The 18,341-nt window shown below is 37.6% G+C and carries 15 protein-coding genes; 6 read left to right on the plus strand and 9 right to left on the minus strand.

Features of this window, described 5'->3' with window-relative positions; genetic code table 11:
• Positions 1-32 precede the first annotated feature (32 nt).
• Genes DKG77_RS12570 through DKG77_RS17300 form a run of 4 tightly spaced genes read right to left on the minus strand, consistent with a single transcriptional unit; the run spans position 33 to position 5,385 of the window.
• A complete protein-coding gene (locus tag DKG77_RS12570; protein WP_109663442.1) occupies positions 33-1,493 on the minus strand; it encodes an oligosaccharide flippase family protein in 1,461 nt (486 codons plus the stop codon).
• Positions 1,478-2,761, minus strand: coding sequence for a glycosyltransferase (locus DKG77_RS12575; protein ID WP_109663444.1), 1,284 nt, complete (start codon positions 2,759-2,761; stop codon positions 1,478-1,480). The genes DKG77_RS12570 and DKG77_RS12575 overlap by 16 nt, the downstream gene beginning before the upstream one ends.
• Complete coding sequence (locus tag DKG77_RS12580; protein ID WP_109663445.1) at positions 2,761-5,196, minus strand: YfhO family protein; 2,436 nt, start codon at positions 5,194-5,196, stop codon at positions 2,761-2,763. The genes DKG77_RS12575 and DKG77_RS12580 overlap by 1 nt, the downstream gene beginning before the upstream one ends.
• Positions 5,197-5,220: 24 nt before the next feature.
• Positions 5,221-5,385: a hypothetical protein gene (locus DKG77_RS17300; protein ID WP_470295044.1), complete on the minus strand. Its 165-nt coding sequence runs from the start codon at positions 5,383-5,385 to the stop codon at positions 5,221-5,223.
• A gap of 181 nt (positions 5,386-5,566) precedes the next feature.
• Between DKG77_RS17300 and DKG77_RS12590 the strand changes: the two genes are divergently transcribed.
• Together DKG77_RS12590 and DKG77_RS12595 are read left to right on the plus strand one after the other, a co-directional pair.
• Positions 5,567-6,550: a transporter gene (locus DKG77_RS12590; RefSeq protein WP_109663449.1), complete on the plus strand. Its 984-nt coding sequence runs from the start codon at positions 5,567-5,569 to the stop codon at positions 6,548-6,550.
• Between the two features lie 66 nt (positions 6,551-6,616).
• Positions 6,617-7,735, plus strand: coding sequence for a GTP cyclohydrolase (locus DKG77_RS12595; RefSeq protein WP_109663451.1), 1,119 nt, complete (start codon positions 6,617-6,619; stop codon positions 7,733-7,735).
• Between the two features lies 1 nt (position 7,736).
• Here DKG77_RS12595 and DKG77_RS12600 read toward each other — a convergent pair whose 3' ends face one another.
• From DKG77_RS12600 to DKG77_RS12610, 3 genes are all read right to left on the minus strand, one after another.
• Positions 7,737-8,996, minus strand: a complete 1,260-nt coding sequence (locus tag DKG77_RS12600) for a cysteate-C-fatty acyltransferase (protein WP_109663452.1) — start codon at positions 8,994-8,996, stop codon at positions 7,737-7,739.
• Positions 8,997-9,123: 127 nt separating this feature from the next.
• On the minus strand, positions 9,124-10,164 hold the full coding sequence (locus DKG77_RS12605) for a cysteate synthase (RefSeq protein WP_109663454.1): 1,041 nt from the start codon (positions 10,162-10,164) through the stop codon (positions 9,124-9,126).
• Positions 10,165-10,236: 72 nt separating this feature from the next.
• The gene (locus DKG77_RS12610; RefSeq protein ID WP_109663455.1) at positions 10,237-12,375 is read right to left on the minus strand and encodes a S9 family peptidase; all 2,139 of its coding nucleotides are present in this window, start codon (positions 12,373-12,375) and stop codon (positions 10,237-10,239) included.
• Between the two features lie 61 nt (positions 12,376-12,436).
• Between DKG77_RS12610 and DKG77_RS12615 the strand changes: the two genes are divergently transcribed.
• A complete protein-coding gene (locus DKG77_RS12615) occupies positions 12,437-12,763 on the plus strand; it encodes a YbaB/EbfC family nucleoid-associated protein (protein WP_109663457.1) in 327 nt (108 codons plus the stop codon).
• 5 nt (positions 12,764-12,768) lie between these two features.
• On the opposite strand, the gene DKG77_RS12620 is transcribed toward DKG77_RS12615, so the two are convergent.
• Both DKG77_RS12620 and DKG77_RS12625 read right to left on the minus strand, forming a co-directional pair.
• Positions 12,769-13,794, minus strand: coding sequence for a threonine aldolase family protein (locus DKG77_RS12620; protein ID WP_109663458.1), 1,026 nt, complete (start codon positions 13,792-13,794; stop codon positions 12,769-12,771).
• Positions 13,795-13,807: 13 nt separating this feature from the next.
• Positions 13,808-16,210 carry a zinc-dependent metalloprotease gene (locus DKG77_RS12625; RefSeq protein ID WP_109663460.1) on the minus strand — a complete coding sequence of 801 codons (2,403 nt, stop codon included), beginning with the start codon at positions 16,208-16,210 and terminating at the stop codon, positions 13,808-13,810.
• An 82-nt stretch (positions 16,211-16,292) separates the two neighbouring features.
• Here DKG77_RS12625 and prfB point away from each other — a divergent pair.
• From prfB to DKG77_RS12640, 3 genes are all read left to right on the plus strand, one after another.
• A protein-coding gene (prfB, locus tag DKG77_RS12630; protein ID WP_109663461.1) for a peptide chain release factor 2 occupies positions 16,293-17,388 on the plus strand; the annotation gives its coding sequence in 2 pieces (ribosomal slippage) (positions 16,293-16,355 and positions 16,357-17,388; 1,095 coding nt in all).
• A gap of 12 nt (positions 17,389-17,400) precedes the next feature.
• Positions 17,401-17,742, plus strand: a complete 342-nt coding sequence (arsC, locus tag DKG77_RS12635; protein WP_109663463.1) for an arsenate reductase (glutaredoxin) — start codon at positions 17,401-17,403, stop codon at positions 17,740-17,742.
• A gap of 124 nt (positions 17,743-17,866) precedes the next feature.
• Positions 17,867-18,340, plus strand: coding sequence for a hypothetical protein (locus DKG77_RS12640; protein WP_109663464.1), 474 nt, complete (start codon positions 17,867-17,869; stop codon positions 18,338-18,340).
• The last annotated feature ends 1 nt before the right edge of the window (position 18,341 follow it).

Raw genomic sequence — 18,341 nt, forward strand, 5'->3', positions numbered from 1 at the left:
TTAGTTGTTTACCCCGTAGTTGGATTTATCCTCTACGGGGTTTTTCTTTTCAGCCACTTAGCAAGTATCCCCGAAACATCTTCAGAAATTTCGAAGCGATACAAAATACCCAAATACATCAGCACAATGAGTCCTGATTTTAAAATGATATTAATAACAGGATGAAAAGAAAACTGTAAAAGGTGAAATAATATACCCAATAGCACCAGCGTGGCGAAAACTTTAAATGTAGCTCCAGTAAAAGGCAAAAAACCAAACTTTAGCTTTACAAAAACCAGTTTCACCAAATTAAAAATGAAGATGGAGATAAAGCTTGCAAGAGCAGCACCTTCCAATCCCAACTCAGGTATTAACACCAGGTTTAAAACAATCGTCAACAATGCCAGACAAATGCCAAAAACAAGAACCGTTTTGTAATATTTTGAATTGAACAAAATTGAATTATTGTTCCCCAGCATAGAATCAAAAACCTTTGCCAAGCCAATAAGAAAAACAATTGTAAAGCCATTTCGGTAAGATTCCGGAAGCAAAAGATACAGGTCCTCCAAATTAAGGACAATCAACACAAACAATATTCCGGAAGCAATAAACAAGGTCAAAGAGGTCTTTTTGTAAAGTGTTTCCAATCCGAAATGATTACCCGTGTTCAACAACTCGGCAGTCAACGGATAGGTAATCTGGTGCATGGCCCTAGATGGTACAATAATCACAGTAGCAATATAAACCGCTACCCCATAATACGCCACATTTTCAATTTTAATAAACTGATTGAGCATCACTTTATCTATTTCCAACAAGATTAAGGCCGCTGACCCCCCTAGAATAATCAAAAAAGTATAAACAAGAATCTCTTTGGTATTGGACGGGAAATTAAACTTAAACCTTGGGAAACGAATGCTATAGGCATACAGTTTAATGATTATGGTCCTTAAAATATACAGGCCGACCAAACACTTAAAGAAAGAATCTAAAGAGACAATATCAAAATATAACAACAACAGCAATATGGCAACGGCAATACGTCCAAAAACTTCTTTCATGAAGTTACCAAAAACCGACTTCAAATGTACTTTGCACCAAGAGTAGAACACTTCAAAATATCCCATGGACAATGCAACCAGAAAAATATACCAGACATAATCTTTCACCATGGGATTTACTTGAGAAATCATAGCTCCCAACTGTTCTTGAAACAGAAACGTTATAATGGCCATTGGTATAATTCCCAGCAGTGGTATTAATAGCATCAAAGTCAAAAAACCATCTTTTTCAGCATCATGATAATTGCTGTAGAACTTTACCATGGTATTATGCACACCAAAAGCCATCAAAGGCATTAAAATAGCACCAGAGGCCAAAATAAAAGTGACAAGCCCATAGTATTCATCCGGTAAAATCTTTGTGTAGAGAAACAATGTATTTATTGCTCCAAAAGCAAATCCTAAATACGTAATACCAATGTTTTTTAAAGACTGCTTTAAGACGATTCCCATTGAATGAAATTTGCCAGTGCTTTGGTCAGTTCTTTTCTGTGGTACTTTTCAATTTCTTTGGAATTGAATTGTAGTTCTCCTTTTTCATATTTACCAAACCAGTCTAAAAGTACATTTTTTAAAACAGTCTTGTCATTTTGCCTGCATACCTCTCCAGAGTTGGTTTCTTTTACAATGGTCCCAGCCTCCCATCCGTTAGGGCCAACTGCCAAAATTGGTCTCTTTGCATTTAAGTACTCAAACAACTTCCCAGGGATTATTCCTTTGGTTTCTTCCGAATCAATTTCCAACAACAGAAGTACTTGTGAACTTTGCTGTACATCCAAAACCTTTTCATGCGAAAGGTACCCTAAGTGCTTCGTATACGAATCCAGTCCATATTTACGAATAGATTTCACAACCTCTTCTCCCACTACTCCGGCCAATTGGATTTTTAAGTGGCTTTTAAAAGTTTCATGCTCTTCTACCAATTCTTTTATGGCTTGCCACAACGCAATTGGGTTTCTGCCTGTAAGCAAAGAACCAATATGAGAAATAGTGAAATTTGGGTCCAGCGAAACAGCGTCAAGAATTTCATCATACCCATTTGTAATGACCTGTATGGGTTTATTGGTAATTTGCTCAAACTCCCTTTTAGTTGTGTCGCTTGTAACCACAATTTTATCTGCAGAATTAAGTACCCTCTTCTCCAACTCCTTATGTTTTCTTTCAGAAGATTTTGTTAACCGCAATTTCTTATGATAGCCAATAGAGGTCCAAGGATCCCTAAAATCAGTGATCCAATGTATTTCCTGTTGTTCCTTTAAACCAAGTCCAATTAAATGTAAACTATGAGGAGGGCCTGAAGTGACGATTGTCTTAATCTCTTCCTTTTTAATAATCTCTGATAGATACTTTATGGATGGTTTCACCCAAAACTTACGGGCATCTGGAATGAACAGGTTTCCTCTGATCCAAAGTAAAATTTTCTCAACTGTAGATACTTTCCTTTCTTGAATAATACCGGAGCTAATGGTCTGGGTCTTTTTTTTAGATAGCAATGAGGCCCATGAATAAGGTTCTTTTATGGGCTGTTTCAATATTTGGATCCCTTCTGGAATCTCACTGATCAAATTTTCATCTAGGATGGGATAGCTTGGGTTCCGTGGAACGTACACAATAGGTTCTATATTAAAACCTTTTAAATATTTTACAAATTTCAGCCATCGCTGTACTCCCGGCCCGCCTGCTGGTGGCCAATAGTATGTTATGACCAAAACCTTCCGCATTAAGACTTGTTTTTTGATTTCTTGGGCCGAAGTGAAAATCCAAACCCGCCAATAATAATTAGTCCCAACAAAATAGAGCTACCCAAAGCTATTTTACTTCCCGTTTGAATGATTTCTGGTTCAAATTTAAATTCAATCTCATGCTCTCCCGCCGGTACTTTAATTCCTCTCAGTGCATAATTGACATTGTAATGTTTCTCTGGTTTTCCGTCAACAAAAGCACTCCAACCAGACGGATAGTGCATCTCAGAAAATATTGCAAAACCATTGTTGGTGTTTTTAGTTTGATATTTGATGTAATTGGGGCGATAATCCAACAACTGGATTGATGCTGTAGAATCAACAACATAATTGGATTTTGTAACCGTTGGGTATTTATTTGTATTGATTACCGCTTCCTTTTTAGAATCAAACTCCTTCAAACCTTGGATTTCATCATTTGCAGATTTAACGAACCTTAGTTGCTCTACAAACCACCCATTACCATTGGCGTTATCATTGACAGCAGGAAAACTGTTGCCCTCTTCGTCTTGTTGAATAATATATTTTACGTTCAACATGTTCAATACCTCAATATTGTTTTGGTACAAATGATACTCAAATAAATCCTGAAGCGGTCTTGGTTTTGCAGCATGATATCCCCCAATTGATTTATGAAAATATGAGGTTCTGGCTCCATTTAATCCTTCCTGTGGATCAAAAACTCGGAAAATGGATTTATCTTGCTTGATCAACTCATCTATCTGATTAGCTTGAAACGGGGAATTCACATTTCTTTGCCGCACAAAATCATCTTTGTTTACGTATCGGAGGTTCACTCCTATCAAATCAAACAAAACCAATGCTCCTAAAACCAGAGTGACCAAGTTTTTTCCAAACTTTTCCTTTATCAAGAGCCATAAGGCCACAGCTGTTAGCAAAACAAAGATCAATGATCTTAGCGTATCACTTACATAAACCGCTTCTCTGTCCCTTTTGATCATGGTCATTAGCTCATCACCAAAGTAGCCTCTATATGTTTCATCCCTTAATCCATCAAAATCAAAGAAGCCTTTCATCAAGAATATGACCACTCCCAAGCCTATGGTTATAAAAAAACTAAGCTTTAGTGATCTCATTTTTTTTGATGCCTTTATTTTTGATTTAAAAAGTTCTCGAACTCCCAAAATACCCAATACAGGAAGGCACAATTCCAAAACTACTTGAATAGATGATACCGCGCGAAACTTGTTGTACAACGGAAAATAGTCAATCATAAAGTTGGTCAGTGCCGGGAAATTTTTTCCCCAAGACAAAAGGAGGGCCAAAATAGCACCAGTTAGTAACCACCATTTCTTTTTGCCTTTTACCATAAAAAGACCTAGAACAAACAAAAAAAATATGATTGCGCCAACATATGCTGGTCCAGCTACTATTGGCTGATTTCCCCAATACAAGGGCATGCCGCCAGAAAATTCCAAAGCTTTTGTTGGTGAAAGTCCCTGACCAGTTAAATACTCGTATGCCTTGGATTTTTTTCCGAGGTTCTCGTTTCCAGAACCACCAAACAGTCTTGGTGAAAATAAATTCAAAGACTCCGCAATACCATAACTGTATTGAGTTATGTATTCTTTATCAAGTCCGTTTTGAGCTGTTTTTGGGCTTCCGTCTGGGTTTATAGTCAGTTCAGATTTGCCCCGGGTACTCCAGTCCGCATATTCTTTAGTGGCAATTAGGCCTGTTGCATTTGTAGCTATGGATAAGGCGACCGCGGCAATTAATATTCCCACAGAAATAAAATAGTGCTTGAGCTTTCTATCTTTTATGGCATAAATGAGATGAACTAGGCCAAAGACCAGAACCAACAACATAAAATAATAGGTCATCTGGTAATGGTTGGCATTGATTTCCAATGCCATCGCCAAAGCGGTTAGAATAAAGCCCAATAGGTACTTCTTTCTAAAAACAAGAACAATCCCTCCTAAAACCATTGGAATGTAGCCCAATGCATGTGCCTTGGCATTATGCCCCACACCAAGTATAATAATTAGGTATGTGGAAAAACCAAAAGCAAGTGCTCCAAGCACCGCTAGTCGATATTCAACCTTTAGGCAGAGCATTAAAACATAAAACCCAAGAAAATACAAAAAGAGATAATCCGCTGGTCTAGGTAAAAATCGAATCAGTCTGTCCAGTTTCTTAATATAATCATGCTGGTAGTTTGCCCCTAACTGATATGTGGGCATCCCTCCAAAAGCGCTATTGGTCCAATAGGACTCCTCACCTGTCAATTCCTTATAATCATTGCGCTCTTTGGACATACCTTTGTACTGGGCAATGTCTGATTGAAAAATTGCTTTGCCCTGAAGTACTGGGTAAAAGTATATGAGTGACGCAAGAATGAATAAAGCAATTACACAAATATTGGTGATAACAGCTTTTGGAGAAAGATTCATGGATTGATTTTGAAAAGACAAATATTAGTCAATTTCTTCAAAATCTATATATTCTCCAACTTTTTTTGAAGGATTGGCTTTTCTAGATGGCTTTTTAGAAAATGGAGTCTTTCCTTCATTATCAGGTTTGTTTCCAAAATCTTGATAATTACCAAATTGCTGCCCAAAACGTTCTTGGGTTTTTCTCATAGCATAATTAAGCAGTTTGGGTGCTAACCATTTCAGAAGCATTTTTACCGCGTAGTATACTAATACAAGTATTAAAATCGTTTGTAATAAAACCATATAACAATAGCTATTGCATCAAAATTACATTGTTAGTCCCTTAAAAGGCCCGAAAGTATCTTAAAATAGTATTAAAATCAGTTATATGGCTCTCCGCATTATAAAAAAAACCCTTTTCGTTCTCTGTTTTGTTCCCTTTTTTGCACATGCACAATATACAGATGTTATAAACTCCAATAGACCTGGTAGGGCTGTAAGTGCATACGCAGTTGGGAAAAATGTAGTTCAGGCGGAGGTAGGGCTTGTTTATGAACAACAGGACAACGCATCCTTAAATTCTGACTCAAATATTTTTGGTGCCGATTTCTCCATTAGGTACGGATTGCTCTTTGAAACATTGGAAATTAACTATGAAGGAACTTTTATAAACCAAAACATAACCTTCACCGATTTGGGCACCGATGAAACCAGAACAGATTTCTCTAGAAATAGATTGGGGCTAAAATACCTGATTTTCGACCCTTTCAAGAACCCTGAAAACAATAAACCCAATCTTTATAGTTGGAGAGCCAACAACGTCTTTCAATGGAAAAATTTAATTCCTGCGGTTTCGCTTTATGCTGGTGCCACATTTAATTTGGGAGAAAATCCTTTTTACGTTGGTGACCCAACAGTATCCCCTAGAGTGGCAGTTGCAACCCAGAGTAGACTTTCTCCACGGTTTGTGCTTATTTCCAATATTGCGTATGATAGAATTGGAACTGATTTTCCAGAACTCAGCTATGCAGTTTCACTCTCACATGCATTTAGGGACCCTAAGTGGAGTGTTTTTATAGAAAACCAAGGATTTAAAAGTGATAGGTACTCAGATATTTTATTGCGTTCCGGCGTTGCATACTTGTTTAACCCAAACTTTCAAGCAGATTTTCATTTAGGTTCTAATTTTAAAAACTCTCCTTCCCGTATTTTTGCAGTTTTGGGATTTTCATATCGAATGGATTTCCACAAGGATAAATTGGTGGCGATAGAAGACCAAAAAGGAGGACAGAACGGAAAAATCCGTAAAAACTCAGCAAAAAAGAATAGAAAGAAAAAGGACAAAAAGAAAAAAGATAAAATAGACTTTTAAGTTTTTTCTATATCATTTTTCTTCTGCTTGGAATATTCCTAATATTGGCCTTACAAAAAATAATGTATGGTCACCATAAAGCAAGCTCAATCCAAAGCTGATTTAAAACAATTTGTAAAGTTTCCATTTTCGTTATATAAAGATTCCAAGTATTGGGTGCCCCCTATTATCAAGGATGAATTGGAGTCGTTCGATGCAGACAAGAACCCAGTTTTCCAAAATGCAGAAGCATCATTTTTTTTGGCTTACAAAGACAATAAAATAGTAGGCAGAGTAGCTGCAATCATAAATTGGATAGAAGTAAACGAACAACGGCTAAGAAAAATGCGATTTGGTTGGTTCGATTTTGTTGATGACATGGAGGTATCCAAGGCTTTATTGGAAAAAGTAGCTGAAATGGGTCTGCAACATAAACTGGAATATATGGAAGGCCCTGTTGGTTTTTCCAATTTGGACAAGGTTGGGGTGTTAACGGAAGGTTTTGATCATATAGGAAACATGATTACATGGTACAACCATCCATATTATCAATCTCACTATGAAAAACACGGATTCATAAAGGAAAAAGAATACCTAGAAAATAAATTCCTATTTGCAAACGCAGACCCCAAGATATTTTACAAGGCCAATTTGTTGATCAAGAAAAGATATAAATTAAGAGAACTCAATTTTACAAACAGCAAGGATATTATGCCATGGGTGGACAAAATGTTCGACTTATTTAATAATTCATATTCCAGTCTAGCATCTTTTGTAAAGATTACTGATGTACAAAAAGAGTATTTTAAAAAGAAATACATCAGTTTTATCAATCCTGAATACATAAAATTTGTAGTTGACGAACAGGATGAACTGGTTGCCTTTGCCATTGTTATGCCATCATTTTCAAAAGCTTTACAAAAAGCTAAAGGCAGGTTGTTTCCAACTGGGGTTTTCCATCTCCTAAAAGCTAAAAAACAAAGCAAAGATGTTATTTTTTACCTTATTGGCATTCATCCAGATTATCAAAACAGGGGGGTAACGGCAGTAATCTTTAATGAGTATTATAAAACTTTCCTGAAAAGAGGTATTGTCAATTGTATAAGAACTCCTGAACTGGAAGAAAACACCTCAATACGGCAGATTTGGAAACATTTTGACCCAGTTACCCACAAACGAAGAAGAACATACAGAAAAGCGCTCTAATCTATTCCCCCATGGCTGCGGCAACAGCTGCAGAAAGCCTCTTATACGTACCGTTTTCCAATCGTTCACGTATACCAGAGAATGCCTCCAAAGTTACTTCAATATCTTCCATGGTATGCGTTGCCGTCGGAATCATACGTAGTAAAATTAACCCTTTAGGTATTACAGGGTAAACCACTATAGAACAGAATATTCCATAGTTTTCTCGAAGGTCTTTTACCAAGGCCATAGCTTCAGGAATACTTCCATTTAAATATACCGGGGTAACACAACTGGTAGTGGTTCCAATATCAAAACCACGATTTTTTAGACCATTCTGCAATGCATTTACGTTCTCCCATAGTTTTGCTTTAAGTTGTGGCATAGTGCGCAACATGTCTAAACGTTTAAGCGCACCTTTTACGTAGACCATGGGCAGTGACTTGGCAAACATCTGTGATCTTAGATTATATTTCAAATATTCTATTATCTCTTTATCCGCAGCAACAAAAGCTCCTATACTTGCCATTGATTTGGCAAAAGTTGCCAAATAGACATCAATATCGTCTTGTATTCCTTGTTCTTCTCCTGCACCTGCTCCTTTTTCACCAAGAGTTCCAAACCCATGGGCATCATCCACAAGTAATCTAAACTTAAACTTGTCTTTAAGTGAAACTATTTCTTTAAGTATACCTTGCTCTCCCCTCATTCCAAAAACCCCTTCAGAAATCACAAGTATTCCTCCGCCTGTTTCTGTGGCCATTTTTGTGGCTCTCTCTAGGTTTTTCTCTAAACTTTGAACATCATTATGCTTGAAAGTAAAACGCTTTCCCATATGCAGACGTACCCCATCAATAATGCAGGCATGGCAGTCAACATCGTACACAATAATATCATCTTTTGAAACCAACGCATCAATTACGGACATAAACCCTTGATATCCAAAATTCAAAAGGTAGGAAGCTTCTTTATTTACAAAGGCAGCCAACTCTCGCTCCAGTTGTTCATGGAAATCTGTGTGTCCGCTCATCATTCGCGCACCCATTGGATAGGCAGAACCATGTTCATGGGCTGCATCACCGTCAACTTTCTTAACTTCAGGTAGATTTGCAAGCCCCAAATAGTCATTGATACTCCATGTAATAACATCTTTACCTTGGAATTTCATTCTATTGGAGATAGGACCTTCCAATTTTGGAAAAACAAAATAGCCTTCTGCTTGCGATGCCCATTTTCCCAAAGGGCCTTTGTTTTCAATGATTCTATCAAATAAATCTCTCATCTACCTCAAAATTGTTTCAAATGCAAAAATATAGATTTTATGCCAACCTCAGGTAATGAATTTGGTATATAAAAAAACGGCAATGGAAACCATTGCCGTTCAGTTATTTACGCTGTCAAGTATTTGCCTACTTGATGTATTCTACTTTTTCAGGAGTCTCAGCATTCTGTGTATCAAAAAAGCCTTGGTTCTTCATCCATTCGTTGCTATACACTTTGCTCATATATCTTGAACCATGATCTGGAAAAATAACCACCACATTGCTATCTTCTGCAAATTCCCCCTCTGTATTTAGTTGATACAATGCTTGCATTGCGGCACCACTTGTATATCCTACAAACATACCTTCTGAATGGGATATTTTTCTGGCCATATGTGCACTTTCAGCATCTGTAACTTTAATATAACGGTCAATACAGTTAAAATCTGTTGCTGCGGGAATCAAGTTTTTCCCTAATCCTTCAATTCTGTATGGATATATCTCATTATGGTCAAACTCGCCAGTTTCATGATATTTTTTTAAGACAGAACCATATGCGTCAACGCCAAGTATTTTTACGTTTGGGTTTTGCTCTTTTAGATAACGGGCTATTCCAGAAATAGTTCCACCTGTTCCGCTACAAGCTACCAAATGCGTGATAGCGCCATTAGTCTGACTCCAGATTTCTGGTCCGGTAGTCTTATAATGTGCCTCTATATTCAACTCATTAAAATATTGATTGATGTATATGGAGTTGTTGGTTTCACTGTGCAAACGTTTTGCAACTTCATAATAGGACCTTGGGTCATCTGCACTGACATGTGCGGGACAGACATATACCTTTGCTCCCATTGAACGAAGCATATCTATTTTGTCTGGAGATGATTTTGAGCTTACAGCCAAAATACATTTGTATCCTTTTACGATACTTACCATAGCAAGGCTAAAACCTGTATTCCCAGAAGTAGTTTCTATAATGGTGCTATCAGGCTTAAGAATACCTTTACGTTCCGCTTCTTCAATGATATAGGCAGCAACTCTGTCTTTTGAAGAATGTCCTGGGTTGAAAGATTCAATCTTAGCGTAGAAATTACCTGTAAGGGGTTCTGCAATTTTATTTAGCTTAACTAAGGGGGTGTTTCCAATTAAATCAAGGATATTGCTATGCGCATTTATCTGTTTTCTCATAACTGGTTTTAGGTAAGGAACAAACCTAGATTGGCTCCAAATTTATCCGGTGCAAAAATAACATTTTTTATTTTAAGGCATTTTGTCCTCCAAATCTAGAATAAATGCATATTCCTTAGCGGTTTCTTTTAAGGACTCAAAACGTCCAGAGGCACCGCCATGACCTGCATCCATATTTGTATCTAAAAACAGGATATTATCGTCTGTCTTATGTTCTCTAAGCTTGGCCACCCATTTAGCTGGCTCCCAATATTGTACTTGTGAATCGTGTAGACCTGTAGAAACATAAATGTTGGGGTAATCTTTTGGTGAAACATTATCATATGGAGAGTATGATTTCATGTACTCGTAAAATTCTTTCTCCCCAGGATTTCCCCATTCGTCATACTCACCGGTTGTCAAAGGAATTGAATCGTCCAACATGGTTGTAACCACATCAACAAAAGGAACAGCGGCAATTACTCCGTTGTAGAGTTCTGGTGCCATGTTCACGATAGCTCCCATTAAAAGTCCTCCTGCAGAACCGCCACTGGCATATAAATGATCCGGACTGGTGAATTTATTTTCTATTAAGAATTTAGAACAATCAATGAAATCCGTAAATGTATTTTTCTTTTGCAACAATTTTCCATCCTCATACCATGACCTCCCCAAATACTCCCCTCCTCTTACATGGGCAATGGCATAAACAAATCCCCTGTCCAACAAACTTAAACGAACAGATGAAAAATAGGGGTCTATAGTACTCCCATAAGAACCGTAGGCATATTGCAACAAGGGACTGGTCCCGTCCAAGCTGGTATTCTTATTATAGACCAAAGAAATTGGGATTTTAACTCCATCTCGAGCAGTAGCCCATAACCTTTCTGTACGGTAGTTGGTTTTATTAAAATTATTTCCTAGGACTTCTTGTTCTTTTAAAACCTTCTGAGTCTTTTTTTCCATATTAAAATCAATGATAGCATAAGGAGCTCCCATTTCATTGTAATAATAGCGAAGCTCATCTGTATCAAAGTCTAAGTTTACAGATGTTCCGGCAACATAGGTTTCACTCTCAAAAGGCAAATGGTAGCTATCAGATTTATCCCAACGAGAGATTTTTAATTTATTTAACCCATTTTCCCTCTCTGAAAGCACATAGTAGTCTTTAAAAATATCTACATTTTCTAACAGCACATCCTCTCTATGAGGAATAAACTCTTCCCAATCTTTAGAAGTTGTATTTGCGTCTGAAGTTTTCATCAATTTAAAATTGGTAGCACCATCTTTGTTTGTAAGCACAAAGAAATCCCCATTATAGTGCGCAATTGAATACTCCACTCCCTTTTCTCTGGAAGAAAATATCTTAAAATCTCCTTTTGGGTCATCAGCGTTCAAAATTTGATATTCTGAGGTAAGCGTACTTACAGAACCTATCACTATAAATTTTCTGGATTTAGTTTTGTAAACAAAAGTGTTGAACGTGGAGTCCTTTTCATGAAAAATAAGCTCATCATCAATTGATGGTGTACCTAATTGGTGCCTGTATATCTTATCTGAACGCAAGGTGACAGGGTCTTTTTTGGCATAGAACAAAGTTTTTCCATCATTGCCCCAAACAGAACTCCCCGTGGTGTTTTCAATTTTATCAGGATAGACTTCACCCGTTATCAAATTTTTAATTTGAATATCGTATTGTCTACGGGAAACCGTATCAACCGCGAAAGAAGCCATTGTATTGTCCGGACTAATTGAAATGCCCCTTAGGTTATAATATTCATGGTCCTTGGCCAGTTCATTACAATTAAACATCAGCTCGTCATCTGCATCCAAATTTTCTTTTTTTCGCGAATAAATCGGATATTCTTGGCCTGTTTCATATTTGGTGATATACCAATAGCCATTGTATTTATAAGGAACGGATGAATCGTCTTCCTTTATCCTAGACTTCATCTCTAGAAAAAGCTCCTCTTGGAACTTCTTGGTATGAGATGTCATTTTGGCGTAGTACTCGTTTTCCGCATTTAAATGATCTAAAACATCCTGATTTTCCCTATCATTCATCCAATAGTAATCGTCTATTCGAACGTCACCATGTTTTTCAAGCTTTGTGGGAATCTTTTTTGCAACTGGAGGTTGAGCACTCATAGGTTCTTTTTTGATATTTTGACAAGAGGCCGCAAAAGTAAGGTATAAAATAAAAAAAGTACTTCTTAAAACTAAGTGCTTCATAGTTTTTGATTTGTGCCAAATTACTACTTTTGAACCATTAGAACTATAAAACAGCAATACGATGTTTGGAGATATTATGGGAATGATGGGCAAACTAAAGGATACCCAGGAAAAAGTGAAGGCTACCAAAGAACGTTTGAATACGGTTTTGATTGATGAAACATCCTCAGACGGGAAATTGAAAGTTACGTTGACAGCCAATAGAGAAATTAAATCAATAGAAATTGACGACTCCCTAATAGAGAATAAGGAACAACTGGAAGATTATCTGGTTCTTACCCTGAACAAGGCTATTGAAAAGGCCACTAATGTTAACGAAACCGAATTGGCGGCCGTAGCCAAAGAAGGCATGCCCAACATCCCTGGAATGGATTCTTTGTTTAAATAAGCCTACTACCCTAAAGTCTTTAACACTTTCAAGAAATGCGCGTGCATTTCTTGGGTGTAGTCCAAGTGAGTTACAACTCGCAATTTTCCTTGCCCCATACCAATAATTGATATTTGATTTTCTTCTAATTTACCAAGAAAAGTCTCTGCGGACAGTCTTGCTTCGTCCAATTCAAAAATGATAATATTGGTCTCAATTGGTTCCACTTTTTTAATGAATTCCAATTCCTCCAACACCTTGCCTATTTCCTTGGCCTTTTTATGATCGTCTTTAAGTCTACTTATATGATGATCTAGAGCATAAATTCCCGCTGCCGCCAAAAAACCGGATTGTCGCATACCTCCTCCCAATACTTTTCTTACGCGTAGAGCATTATCAATAAACTCTTTATTTCCAAGCAGTACCGAACCTACTGGGCAACCAAGCCCTTTACTCAAACAAACACTAATTGAATCAAATAGACCTCCATATGCTTTGGCACTTTCATTCTTTGCCACTAATGCATTCCAAATACGAGCTCCGTCCAAATGGTAATTCAGTCCATTGTTTTGGCAGATTTCCTTTATCTTCTCTAATTCATGAAAATCCCAGCAAGCTCCTCCACCCTTGTTTGTGGTGTTTTCAATACAAACCAAAGAGGTCAAAGGACTATGATAGAAATCTGGAGGGTTTATGGATTGTACCACTTGGTCAGCTGTCATCATTCCCCTATTGCCGTCCACCAACCTGCAGGACACGCCACTATTAAAGCTTACACCACCTCCTTCATAATTATATACATGGGCATACTTATCACAAATTAGCTGTTCCCCAGGGTTCGTATGTAGTTTAATTGCAGCTTGATTGGCCATGGTGCCACTAGGAAAGAACAATGCAGCTTCCATTCCAAAAAAATCAGCTATTTTTTCTTCCAAAGCGTTTACACTTGGATCGTTTTTAAACACATCGTCACCAACTTTGGCTGTCATCATGGCCTCCAACATACCAGGCGTTGGTATTGTGACCGTATCACTTATTAAATTGATTTTCATTTACGGTTAGAGATTAATTCATGCAATCCATTCCTATTGGCGATCCATCTGGAATTTTAGGAACTGGAATAACTTTAAAAGCAGAAGGTTTGCTTAAAAAAGCATCTATTCTTCTTACCATTTCTGAAGAAACAGCATTTTTACCATTGTTCAAAAGATAGGTTCTTAACTCCTTAATTGATTCATTGGCGATTGCATTTACCTGCGGGTGCACTTTCTTATGAGCTGCAAGATTCATTATATGATACAACACCCTAAAATTGATGGTTTGCTGTACCTCGTTCAAGTAAGTATCCTTATTATTTTCCTCCACCGTGTTTTCAATTAATTCATTCAAAACATTTTTTAATCCAAGTTGGTCGTTATCTACACTTTTTTGTTGGATCAACCTTGAAGCACGTTCTGGATGTAACAATAACCCTAAGGTCATATCGGCAGCAGTTTCTGCAGCAGAGAGCGCATCAAAAGAAACGCCCGTTCTCCCTTTAAAAGATTCTCTGGATCGGCCATAACCAATTGCTCTTGGTGGAAATAAATCCAATTTTTCTTTTGGAATGGCTACTTCTTCTGCATTTAAAGTCCTAAGAATAGATTTTAGGGCATTTTGTTGAGTTGCTTCACTGATTGAATAAACAGTGCGTTGTCCATCTCCTTTTATGGAATAATTATAGTCCAATCCTCCAATTAATTTTGAAACAGCTTCTGTTTGATATCTATGGAAAAAATATAAAGGCGCAAACACATCTTCTAGTACTGAGTTTGGTTCTCCTGTGCGCACATTGTCAATGGAAAAGTTATCAATAGCGGTTTTTCTAATTTCTAATACTTTTTCTAATTCTTGAGATGCGTTCCTGCCATTATCCCATAAATGGGCCAAGGCATGCGCACCACCTTGTGGGCGGGCGTCCTGGTCAGAGATATATCTTAATCCATCTGTTTGAGCTTTTTTTAGAATTGCACCTAAACTCACCTCTTCATTTACCGTGCTGGGAAAATCTGAATATGAATAAGCTACGGTTACTTTATCCCATGCGCCTATGCCTGTATCGTAAGCATTGGAAAAATCAATAGTATTCCCCTCCAATTCAAATTGTGGGTGTGGATAATCCATTACTGAAGCCCTACCGTTTGTGCTTGCGGCAAAATTATGAGCAAAGCCAAGTGTATGTCCTATTTCATGTGCAGAAAGCTGACGAATTCTAGCTAATGCCATTTCTAACATAGGTTGGTAATTATCATCTCTTTCTGCAAAAGGCTTGTTCATTAGTGCTTGGGCTATTAAAAAGTCTTGGCGAATACGCAAGCTGCCTAAACTAACATGCCCCTTAATGATTTCACCTGTACGTGGATCTGTAATACTACTACCATAGCTCCATCCCCTTGTTGAACGGTGTACCCATTGAATCACATTATATCTAACATCCATAGGGTCCGCATCATCTGGTAAAACATTAAGTTGAAATGCATCTTTGTACCCTATAGCCTCAAAAGCTTGATTCCACCATCTGCCGCCATCCAACAATGCGGAACGAACCGGCTCTGGTGTTCCATTATCCAAATAATATACAATAGGTTCAACCGCTTCACTTGAAGCAGCACTAGGGTTCTTTTTCTCTAAACGGTGTCTTGTTACAAAACGTTTTAATATTGGCTCTTGCACTGGTGTGGCATAATCATAGTACGAGAATGGATATGACCCGCAGCGTGGGTCAAATGCTCTCTTTTTGTAGTCATCATCCGGTAATTCTATCAATGAGTGGTGTTGCGCTACGGTCACCAAACTTGCATTTGGTGTTACAGAGCGAATGTTGTTTCCTTCGGGAGTTCCACTAAAAGTAAGAGTAATATCGAATTCTACATTTTTGGGGAAAGCCTTTGTCCTTTCAAAAGCCCAAGCACTCTTAGATTTGTCTAAACTGTAGGAGCCTTGTTTTGCATTCTTCAATCTATTTGAAACTCCGTGGGCATCACGCATTAAAAAATCCGTGATATCTATTAAATATTTTCCTTTGGATTCTTCTTCAATCTTAAATCCATGCAGTACTGACTTGGCAAAGGCTTGTTGCACTGATTTACGTTCTAGTTCATTGTTCGTGAGTGCTCTAAATTTTAAATTAGGTTGAATTAAAAGCAATTTAGCGCCCGCTTTTTTAAAATAGACCACTTGTTCGTTCCCCAGTTGGCCGCGATCAAGACCAATATCATTGCTTCCAATACCACTGCTCAAGGAATACACGTACAAGAATTCCTTTTCGAGTTCATCGACCTCTAAGAAAATCTTATCGGAACTATCATCATAGTAAAAATTGAAGTAGCCATTGAACATTTGATAATCCTTGATTTTATCAAAACTTTGGGCATTTAAAAAAGTTGCCGTGAAGACGATTGGTAGAAAGTAATAAAAGTATTTTTTCATATCGGAATAGTTGTAGCTAAAATTATATAAATTTCGTTGCTCCACGGCATTGAAATACTATTTTTGCTTGAAATTTAATTTTATGGTTACTACAGATCAGCAAAAAGATCTTATAGAGCGCCTTGGTGCGTTAAGGAGGTATCTTTGACATTGATGCCAAACTTATTGAAATAGAGAACGAAGAGGAGAAAACCTTAGCTCCCGGGTTCTGGGACAATCCACAACAGGCCCAAGTTCAGATGCAAGTTCTTAAATCTAAAAAAAGATGGGTGGAAGATTTTAATTCTGCCAAATCCCTTGTTGGAGATTTAGAAGTTTTAATGGAATTCCAAGACGCCGGAGAAATATCTGAAGAGGAAGTTAACCAGCAGTATGACAAGGCAATTCTGACCATTGAAAATCTTGAATTTAAAAATATGCTCTCTGATGAGGGTGACGAACTAACAGCAGTTTTACAAATAACCGCAGGTGCCGGTGGTACAGAAAGTTGTGATTGGGCGGCCATGCTAATGCGGATGTATCTTATGTGGAGCGAGAAGAATGGTTATAAAGTCAAGGAACTTAACTATCAAGAAGGAGATGTTGCCGGAATTAAAACGGTTACATTGGAAATTGAAGGAGAATTTGCCTTTGGATGGTTAAAAGGGGAAAACGGTGTGCATCGTTTGGTACGTATCTCTCCTTTTGACAGTAATGCAAAACGACACACTTCTTTTGCATCTGTTTATGTGTACCCTTTGGTAGATGATACTATTGAAGTTGATGTAAATCCTGCAGACATTGAGATCACCACCGCCCGATCCAGTGGCGCAGGTGGACAGAATGTGAACAAAGTAGAAACAAAAGTGCAATTGGTGCACAAACCCACAGGAATACAGATTTCATGTTCGGATTCCCGCTCACAGCATGATAATAGAGCCACTGCCATGAAAATGCTTAAATCACAGCTTTATGAGATAGAGCTACGTAAAAAGCAAGAAGCAAGAGCCGAAATTGAATCAACTAAAATGAAAATTGAATGGGGCTCTCAAATTCGTAACTATGTAATGCATCCATATAAACTGGTCAAAGATGTACGAACTGGTGAAGAAACAGGAAATGTTGATGCTGTTATGGACGGTGAGATAGATTCATTTTTAAAGGCGTTCCTTATGATGATGGGGCAACGCGAGCAATAAACTCAATTAGATATGATTAAGATTTATCACAATCCAAGATGTAGAAAATCCCGAGAAGGCCTGGACCTGTTGCAAAAGTCTGGAAAAGATTTTGAGACCGTTCTATATCTTGAAAATGTTCTAAGCCATGATGAGCTAAAAACAATACTTAAACAACTAGGTATTTCCGCAATGGAATTGGTTCGCAAGAACGAAGCCGTTTGGAAAGAAAAGTACAAAGGCAAAACACTTTCAGAAAATGAAATTATTGCTGCAATGGTTGAAAACCCCAAATTGATAGAACGTCCTATTGTAGTAAATGGAAACAAAGCAGTAATAGGCAGACCTTCTGAAGAAATTAGTAAAATAGTATAGCATGATAAAAAAATGGCAAGAGTTTTGCATTCAAGAACTTAAAGGGAAACCTATTTAACATATATTTAACCAAGCTAGGTTAAACCTTGATCTAATTTTAAAATCATACATTTTGAATACAATCATGAAAAACACACAGACCACCATTCTACTTGCCCTCTTTTTGGGAATATTTTCAATAACCACTTTAGAGGCTCAGTACGGGAATAGATACGGCAATAATGGCTACGGTAGGCGGCAGAGTACATTGCCGCAAACTCAAGAAACTCCTAAAAAAGAAGAGCCGCTTACCGCAGAAGAACTTGTTGATGAGCGCATGCCTTCCATAACTGAATCTATTGGGTTAAACCCATTTGAAGAGGCTGTTGTGAGGACAACTTTGATAAAATCCGTTCAAAAAAGAATGGAACTTAGAATATTGAATTTGGACCCACCCAAAATGCAAGAAGAACTGCAAAAAATAGTGGCCAACCAAAACGAAGAGTTAAAATCTGGCCTACCAGAAGATAAGTTCAATGCCTTCCAAGAACTTCAGGAAAATAGATTCAAGGACAAGAAGAAGAAAAAGAAGAAGAAAAAAAAGAAATCCAAAGAATGAT

Source organism: Flagellimonas aquimarina (assembly GCF_003149745.1).
Lineage (GTDB): Bacteria > Bacteroidota > Bacteroidia > Flavobacteriales > Flavobacteriaceae > Flagellimonas > Flagellimonas aquimarina.

Coding starts and splice junctions, on each gene's coding strand:
- DKG77_RS12570 (WP_109663442.1), bottom strand. CDS start 1,493: ATGGGAATCGTCTTAAAGCAGTCTTTAAAAAACATTGGTATTACGTAT.
- DKG77_RS12575 (WP_109663444.1), bottom strand. CDS start 2,761: ATGCGGAAGGTTTTGGTCATAACATACTATTGGCCACCAGCAGGCGGG.
- DKG77_RS12580 (WP_109663445.1), bottom strand. CDS start 5,196: ATGAATCTTTCTCCAAAAGCTGTTATCACCAATATTTGTGTAATTGCT.
- DKG77_RS17300 (WP_470295044.1), bottom strand. CDS start 5,385: ATGAGAAAAACCCAAGAACGTTTTGGGCAGCAATTTGGTAATTATCAA.
- DKG77_RS12590 (WP_109663449.1), top strand. CDS start 5,567: ATGGCTCTCCGCATTATAAAAAAAACCCTTTTCGTTCTCTGTTTTGTT.
- DKG77_RS12595 (WP_109663451.1), top strand. CDS start 6,617: ATGGTCACCATAAAGCAAGCTCAATCCAAAGCTGATTTAAAACAATTT.
- DKG77_RS12600 (WP_109663452.1), bottom strand. CDS start 8,996: ATGAGAGATTTATTTGATAGAATCATTGAAAACAAAGGCCCTTTGGGA.
- DKG77_RS12605 (WP_109663454.1), bottom strand. CDS start 10,164: ATGAGAAAACAGATAAATGCGCATAGCAATATCCTTGATTTAATTGGA.
- DKG77_RS12610 (WP_109663455.1), bottom strand. CDS start 12,375: ATGAAGCACTTAGTTTTAAGAAGTACTTTTTTTATTTTATACCTTACT.
- DKG77_RS12615 (WP_109663457.1), top strand. CDS start 12,437: ATGTTTGGAGATATTATGGGAATGATGGGCAAACTAAAGGATACCCAG.
- DKG77_RS12620 (WP_109663458.1), bottom strand. CDS start 13,794: ATGAAAATCAATTTAATAAGTGATACGGTCACAATACCAACGCCTGGT.
- DKG77_RS12625 (WP_109663460.1), bottom strand. CDS start 16,210: ATGAAAAAATACTTTTATTACTTTCTACCAATCGTCTTCACGGCAACT.
- arsC (WP_109663463.1), top strand. CDS start 17,401: ATGATTAAGATTTATCACAATCCAAGATGTAGAAAATCCCGAGAAGGC.
- DKG77_RS12640 (WP_109663464.1), top strand. CDS start 17,867: ATGAAAAACACACAGACCACCATTCTACTTGCCCTCTTTTTGGGAATA.